The 6,939-nt window shown below is 68.4% G+C and carries 6 protein-coding genes; all 6 read right to left on the bottom strand.

Going from position 1 to position 6,939, the window contains the following annotated elements:
* Positions 1-423 precede the first annotated feature (423 nt).
* The 6 genes from tyrS to ACFV2O_RS36005 all read right to left on the bottom strand — a co-directional run bounded on the left by tyrS (position 424) and on the right by ACFV2O_RS36005 (position 6,725).
* The gene (gene tyrS / locus ACFV2O_RS36030) at positions 424-1,713 is read right to left on the bottom strand and encodes a tyrosine--tRNA ligase (protein ID WP_379256205.1); all 1,290 of its coding nucleotides are present in this window, start codon (positions 1,711-1,713) and stop codon (positions 424-426) included.
* Between the two features lie 407 nt (positions 1,714-2,120).
* Positions 2,121-2,546, bottom strand: coding sequence for a DoxX family protein (locus tag ACFV2O_RS36025; RefSeq protein ID WP_379256203.1), 426 nt, complete (start codon positions 2,544-2,546; stop codon positions 2,121-2,123).
* Between the two features lie 108 nt (positions 2,547-2,654).
* The gene (locus tag ACFV2O_RS36020) at positions 2,655-3,296 is read right to left on the bottom strand and encodes a DNA-3-methyladenine glycosylase (RefSeq protein WP_355080831.1); all 642 of its coding nucleotides are present in this window, start codon (positions 3,294-3,296) and stop codon (positions 2,655-2,657) included.
* A 192-nt stretch (positions 3,297-3,488) separates the two neighbouring features.
* Complete coding sequence (locus ACFV2O_RS36015) at positions 3,489-4,634, bottom strand: low temperature requirement protein A (RefSeq protein WP_379256201.1); 1,146 nt, start codon at positions 4,632-4,634, stop codon at positions 3,489-3,491.
* A gap of 25 nt (positions 4,635-4,659) precedes the next feature.
* Positions 4,660-5,550, bottom strand: a complete 891-nt coding sequence (locus ACFV2O_RS36010) for an RNA polymerase sigma-70 factor (protein ID WP_356969060.1) — start codon at positions 5,548-5,550, stop codon at positions 4,660-4,662.
* Positions 5,547-6,725, bottom strand: a complete 1,179-nt coding sequence (locus ACFV2O_RS36005; RefSeq protein WP_356969058.1) for an FAD-dependent oxidoreductase — start codon at positions 6,723-6,725, stop codon at positions 5,547-5,549. Before ACFV2O_RS36005 ends, ACFV2O_RS36010 begins: the two co-directional genes overlap by 4 nt.
* Between the last annotated feature and the right edge of the window lie 214 nt (positions 6,726-6,939).

The raw sequence follows: 6,939 nt of genomic DNA, 5'->3' as shown, positions 1-6,939 counted from the left end.
CTCCACACGGGGAGTGAAAAGGCCGGAACCAAAAAATAATTGGCACTGACATTCATCGACACACTATTGAGTTCTCAAAGAACACACGCACACACATCCGGGCCAGTCTCGACCGGACCTTCTGTGAGGCAACTTTCCCAGCCTAACCAAGCAACCAACCGAAGTCAAGACCATCGGACGATCTGCGTCATACTGGGCTGACAGGCGCTCCTCGTACTACCTCGTTTCCCGGTCCCGCTCGGCGTTTCCGCCTCGCTCGGCTCCGGGTCGGAGTCCGTGTCGCTCTGACTTGGACTAAGTTACGCGGCGGATAACGCTACGTCAAATCGCCTGAACAACTTGGCGTTTCCGCAGGTCAAAGGTGCGCGATCGGAGTGATCGGCGGCTTGAATCACACCCATGTGATTCAAGCCACCGCGACCGTCATGCCCCTGCCCGAAGAACCCCCGCCAGGTTCTTCTTGCCGCGCCGCAGCACGAGCCAGCGTCCGTGCAGGTAGTCGGCCTCGGCAGGCGTCCATTCGATGTCGGAGATCTTCGCGTTGTTCACGGCGGCGCCACCCTCGTTCACCGCACGCCTGGCGGCGCCGCGGCTCTCGCACAGGCCGGTCGCGACGAGCAGATCCACAATGGTGTTCGATTCACCCGCCTTGATCTGCGCGACCTCACCGTCGACGGCGGCTTCGCGCAGGGCCGCGCCGAGCGTCGCCTCGTCGAGTTCACGCAGTTCACCTCGGCCGAACAGCGCCTGGCTGGCCAGTTGCACCGCATGGGTGTGGGCCTCGCCATGGACCAGGGTGGTCATCTCGGCGGCCAGCCTGCGCTGCGCCTCCCTGGCGTGCGGGCGCTCGGCGGTCGCACGCTCGAGTTCGTCGAGTTCCTCGCGGGACAAGAAGGTGAACCAGCGCAGGTAGCGCACCACGTCGGCGTCCGCCGTGTTCACGAAGTACTGGTACCAGGCGTATGGGCTGGTCATCTCGGGATCGAGCCACAGGCTGCCGCCGCCGGTGGACTTGCCGAACTTCTTGCCGTCCGCCGAGGTCACCAGCGGAACGGTCAAAGCGTGCACGGCCGCGCCGTCGACCCGGCGGTTGAGTTCGACGCCCGCGATGATGTTGCCCCACTGGTCGGAGCCGCCGACCTGCAGCGTGCAGCCGTAGTTGCGGCGCAGCTGCAGGTAGTCGTTGGCCTGCAGGAGCATGTAGCTGAACTCGGTGTAGGAGATGCCCTCGCCGTCCAGTCGTCGCTTGACGGTGTCGCGCGCCAGCATGACGTTCACCGAGAAGTGCTTGCCGATATCGCGCAGGAAGTCGACGGCGGACAGCGGCCCGGTCCAGTCCATGTTGTCGGCGATGACCGCTCCGGTCGGGGAGTCGTCCAGGTCGACGAAACGCTCGAGCTGGGAGCGGATCCGCTCGGCCCAGCTCGCGACGGTGTCGGTGGAGTTCATGGTCCGCTCGCCGACGTCGCGCGGGTCACCGATCAACCCGGTGGCGCCACCGGCCAGCACGATGGGTCGATGTCCGGCGCGCTGGAAACGCTTCAGCGCGAGCAACGGCACCAGATGGCCCGCGTGCAGGCTGGCCGCGGTGGGATCGAAGCCGGCGTAGAGGGTCAGCGGCCCGGCGGCCGCCGCCGCACGCAAGGCATCCAGGTCGGTGGACTGCGCGATCAGACCGCGCCAGGTCAGTTCGTCGATGATGTCGCCGCTCACGATGTCCTATCTTTCCGCACGAGGTTCGGGGCCACGTGTGCACCTCGGTCTCGGGCGCGCGGCGGTGTCGGTCGAATGATTTACATGCGAGCGGTCGAGGTGTCCGCCCGACCCGTTCGCGGAGACGGATCGTCGTCCGGTCTCGCCGCGTTCGCTGAACGAGCACAGGTGCGAGGTTCCGTGCCGCATCGGATCGCTTCGCGGCGCTCGCCGCACTCGCGAGAGTTCGTGGTGGATGGCCGAGGCTCGCGGTCGAGATGGTCGTTCGACGACGAGCCCGGCGGTAGCGAGCACCTGGTGAGCGCACCGACCCAGAGCGCCCCAGGCGTCCACCGCGACGTATTACCCCGTCATGCGCATCGACGGTCGGTGGACCGGAGTCCACCGACCGTCCACTACGCGTGCACTCAGCGCGGCAGCATTTCCCGGACCGCGGCGATGCTGTCCCGGCGCTGGTAGGCGATCCAGGCGAACACGACGGCCAGCACCAGCGGGAACGGAGCCAGCGCGGGAGCGCCCAAGAGGAATGCCTGGGTGGCGGCCGCCAGCACCATGGTGACCGAAAGGCCGGAGGCGGCCAGGCCACTCAGCCGCGGCACGAGCAGACCCGCGCCGCCCGCGACCTCGACCAGGCCGGTGAGGTACCGGAACCAGTCGCCGAACCCGATCTCGTGGAAGATCCGCACCGCGTCGGACTGACCCACCAGTTTCGGCAGGCCCGAGGCGATGATCAGGAACAGGCCGAGCAGGATCTGCAGGGTCCACAGGGTGCGGTTGAGCGCCTTGCCGGGGCGGGCTACGGCGACGGTACCGGTGGTGGCGATGGCGGTCATGGTTCTGTCCTTCGGGTCGGTGGCGCTGGGTTGGTGGCGCGTTCACCTGACAGGACGGGAACCTTCGCGAAAACTCATCGCGCCGCGGCGAAAAGTCTCGACGAGCCGTCAGACCGACTGCGCGGCGGACAAGGGAGCGCGCGGACTGCGCCGGTACACCGACACCGCCCGCGAACCCGGAAGCCAGAAACGCCACGGCACATCCGCCGCGCTGCTGACGCCAACCCGTGGGCCACTCGCGATCTCGGCGGCGTCGACGGGGCTGTCCAGTTCCAGCCGGATCGGCGACGACGGATCGAGCAGCGGAGTTCCGTAGTCGCTCAGAGTGATTCCCAGCGCACCGCCGAGATTGCCCGGGCCACGGGCCAAGTCGAGATCGGATCGGGCGCCGGGACGTCGCGCGCGCGCCGTCTCCAGTCCCGCGACGACCTCGCCGGAGCGGATGAGCGCGGCGCTGGCGATGCCGTCCGGTCCGCTCGTCACGTTGATGCAGGTGTGCATGCCGTAGCTGAGGTACACGTACAGCACACCGGCGGGGCCGAACATGACGCCGTTGCGCTTGGTCCGGCCGCGACCGGAATGCGATGCCGGATCCGGCCACGGCCCGGCCGGGTCTCCCCCGTAGGCCTCGACTTCGACGATCCGGACACCGACCGGGCCCGACCACAAGGTAGCCCCGAGCAGACGGCGGGCGGCGGCGGGAGGTTCGACGGCAAGTTCCTCGACAGATTGGGCACACACAGCCGCCATTGTCCTCGACGGCGACCACGGAGGCGGGGCAGCGCAGCCGCTCGGCACGGGTACCGCCTCGGCGCGAACGATCGCGACGAGGACATGACGGCGTGCCATGTGGCGTGAGCGCCGATCCGTACAGACCGACCCGACCCGCGGCGACCAGCGGAAATCGTTGCCCCGGTCGACCGGAGCAGACAGTGTGCGCGTTCAGATATACGCGCTGTGCTCGCCGGACCGCAGTGTGAGCAAGTCGTCGGCGATCACGGCGGCGTACGCCACGATCACGATCGCGGCAAGTTGCGCCCAGGAGACCCAGTAGACGCCGATCGGGGTGGTGGCCGCCACCGCGAGCGCCGCGAGCAGGCGCGCCCAGGGACGCGGCAACCGCAGTGCCAGGCGGAAGAAGAACTGACCGAGGAAGTACAGCGCGACGCCGCCGGAGAGCGCGGCGGCCACGGCGACCGGGCTCGCCACACCGCCCCGGGCGATGCTCATCTGGATACCCGCCGCGGCCACGATGACGCCGATCAGCAGTGGGTACAGGGCGTAGCCGTAGGCCAGTACGGCCGGCCGGGACCGTTCCCGGTCCGGCACCGCGGCCAGCGCGTGCTCGCCGCGCTCGTCGTCGACGCCGAAGTACGCCCACCACAGGACGTAGGCCAGGCAGAGGCCGAGCCCGACGGTGGCGATCAACTCCGGCGTGATCCGCTCTCCGGCCAGCCCCGCGCCGATGGCGACGAGGGATTCGCCGATCGCGACGATCACGACCAGCCCGTGCCGCTCGCAGAAATGACTGGCTCGGACCACGAAGTCGCCCGTGTCGACCAGATAGGGGCTGATCACCTGCACCGCGAACGCCAGTATCCAGCAGGCGTACTGCACCCAGTCGTGCACGAACCCACCCGCCAGCACGAGGGCGGCGGCCAGGGCGTTGAGCGGGGCGATCCGGCGGATCGCGGTGGTCGCCGACGTGCCGCCCGCCGAGGCGAACAGCGCGGTATGCACGGCGGTGACCAGGACGTATCCGAATCCGAAGGCGATGCCGGTGCCGTGGAACGCGTCCGGGATGGCCAGAGCGAGGACGAAGAAGGCGAACATGCCGACCAGCAGCCAGGTCCGCCGGGCGGAACTGTTCGGCGCGACCTCGTTGGTGAGCCACACGTAACCGGAATACATCCACCAGATCACCCCGAACAGCAGCGCCACCTGCGCGAGTGCCTGCCAGCCTGGATGGTGTGTGTAGACGTGCGACAGCTGGGTGATGGTGAGAACGAAGACGAGATCGAAGAACAGCTCGAGCGTCGAGGCCCGTACCTGTCCGCCGTCGGCGGACAGGGCACTCTGGTTGGTCACGGCTGGAGCCTAGAACGGCGGAAGATCACCCGAGCGCGTCGGTGCCCATGGAAAGGCCCTTCAGCTTGTACGGGTTGACCTGGAACCGGAGGTTCTGGATTCGTCCGTCGACGATGTCGTAGGTGAACGCGGCCACCGGGGAGCCGCCGATGAATACGAGCGCGCCGAGTTCACCGTTGATGCAGGCGGATTCGAATACGAAGCCCGCGACGACCGGCTTGGCCAGCACGCCGAGGATCCAGCGGGCCACGTGATCGGGTCCGTACAACGGTCGGCGCGCCGCGGTGACCACGCCGCCGCCGTCCGACCACGACGTGACGTCCGGGGCGAGCAGATCCATCAGCGCGTTGAGATCGCCGCCGGAGCAGGCGGCCATGAATCGGGCGGTGACATGGTCGCGCTGCGCCTTGTCGGTGTCGAACCGCGGCCTGCGGGATTGCACGTGCTGCTTGGCGCGGTGCGCGATCTGCCGGATCGCGGGTTCCGGCCGGTCCAGGGTCTCGGCGATCTCGGCGTGCGTGTAGCCGAAGACCTCGCGCAGCAGGAAGACCGCGCGTTCGACGGGACTGAGCGTTTCGAGAACCACCAGCATCGCCGTGGAGACGGTGTCGGCCAAGTCGGTCTCCTCGGCGATGTTCGGTGCGGTGAGCAACGGCTCGGGCAGCCAGGGGCCCACGTAGTTCTCGCGGGTGGCCTTGGCCGAGGTGAGCCGGTTGAGCGACAGGTTGGTGACCGTGCGCACGAGGTAGGACTTGGGTTGCCGCACCGTCGACCGATCGGTGTCGTTCCACTTCAGCCAGGCGTCTTGGAGGACGTCCTCCGTATCGGTGACGGTCCCCAGCATCCGGTACGCGGTGGCGAACAGCAGACGTCGGTGTTCGAGAAACGGGTCCTGCTCGGTTGTCCGGTCGGTCATGGCTGAATTCTCCTGGTGGCTCGGCCACCTTTCGACAGCGCGACCGACACCGTCATCCGCTTGCTCAGCGCGAAGGTCGGTATCGGGCTGCTGCTGACGGTCTCCTTGTAGATGACCGCGGCGCGTCCGGCCAGGTAGCCGCGGCGCGGGCGGTCGTCGGCTTTGGTGAACTGGATGACCGCGTCCTTGCGGCCGAGGCTGACCGGCTGGTGGAAATACCCGAAGCGGAACGGCCGCACGCGCTTGCCGCGCAGTTGCCGCGCGATGACGTCGGCGGTGTAGGCGGCGGTAGGCATCCCACTCTGGCAGGTGCCGTGGATCTGCCCCCACGCTTGACGGACCGCGGCGGCGTCGCCGATGGCGTGGACGGCCGGATGCGACACCGACCTCAGGGTCGGGTCGACCACGATCAGCCCGTGCGCGTCGGTCTCGATGCCCGCCCGCGCGGCCAGCGGTGACACGCGAACACCCGCCGTCCACAGCGTCAGGTCGGTGGGCACCAACTCGCCGCCGGCCAGTTCGACGGCGTCGGGCAGCACCTTCACCACGGCCCGGCCGGTCTCGCGGGTGACGCCGAGGCGATCGAGCGCACGATGCAGGTACGCGCGGGCGTTCGTCCCCATCATGGCCCCGAGCTCGCCGGTGCTGATCAGGGTGACGCGCGCGCCGGGATGACTCTCGGCGATCTCGGCCGCCGCCTCGATGCCGGTGAGGCCGCCGCCGCAGACCGCGACGGCGCCGCCGCGCGCCGCGACCTCGGTGAGGCGCTCGGCGAACCGGTGTGCGGTGGCGGGGTTGTCGAGGGTCCACGCATGGTCTGCGGCGCCGGGCACGATGGTCGTGTCCGCGGTGCTGCCCAGGGCGTAGATCAATTCGTCGTAGGGAAGACGAGTCGTCTCGTCGACGGTCACCTCTTGGTTCACCGGATCGATGGCCGTGGCCCAGCCCTGGACGAAGGCGACCCCGGTGCCTTCCAGCAGCGCGGGAATCCTGTGGTCCGCGAGTTGCTGACCGGCGGCCACCTGATGCATGCGCAGACGCTCGGTGAATCGGGCCGAGGGGTTGACCAGCGTGATCCGGACGTCGAGCGCTCGGGTGCGCCGGGCCAGCCGCACGGCGGCGAGCATGCCGGTGTAGCCGCCGCCGAGGACGACGATGCGATGTTCGGTGTTCATGGCAGTGCTCCAATGGTCGGGTCACCGGGGCAGGAATGGCGGATGGTGACGACCATGGGACAAATGACCGGACCCGGACGTGACACCCCGGGCTGTGTTCTGGGTCACAGTACGCCAGCCGCTTCCGATCGGTGCGTGATCCCGCACCCGGAAAGCCCGGACGCGGGCATCAGGGGTGGACCGGGGTGGAAATAGGGATGCTCCCGGATGCGTT

The sequence above is a fragment of the Nocardia sp. NPDC059691 genome (assembly GCF_042733915.1).
In the GTDB taxonomy this organism is placed as follows: Bacteria; Actinomycetota; Actinomycetes; order Mycobacteriales; family Mycobacteriaceae; genus Nocardia; species Nocardia sichangensis.
Note: the sequence above shows the minus strand (reverse complement) of the source record. Positions and strands in the feature narration are given on the sequence as shown.

Bases quoted from the DNA above. Each gene is read 5' to 3' on its own strand.
- ACFV2O_RS36010 (WP_356969060.1), bottom strand. From the start codon at position 5,550: ATGACCGACCGGACAACCGAGCAGGACCCGTTTCTCGAACACCGACGT.
- ACFV2O_RS36025 (WP_379256203.1), bottom strand. From the start codon at position 2,546: ATGACCGCCATCGCCACCACCGGTACCGTCGCCGTAGCCCGCCCCGGC.
- ACFV2O_RS36005 (WP_356969058.1), bottom strand. From the start codon at position 6,725: ATGAACACCGAACATCGCATCGTCGTCCTCGGCGGCGGCTACACCGGC.
- ACFV2O_RS36020 (WP_355080831.1), bottom strand. From the start codon at position 3,296: ATGGCGGCTGTGTGTGCCCAATCTGTCGAGGAACTTGCCGTCGAACCT.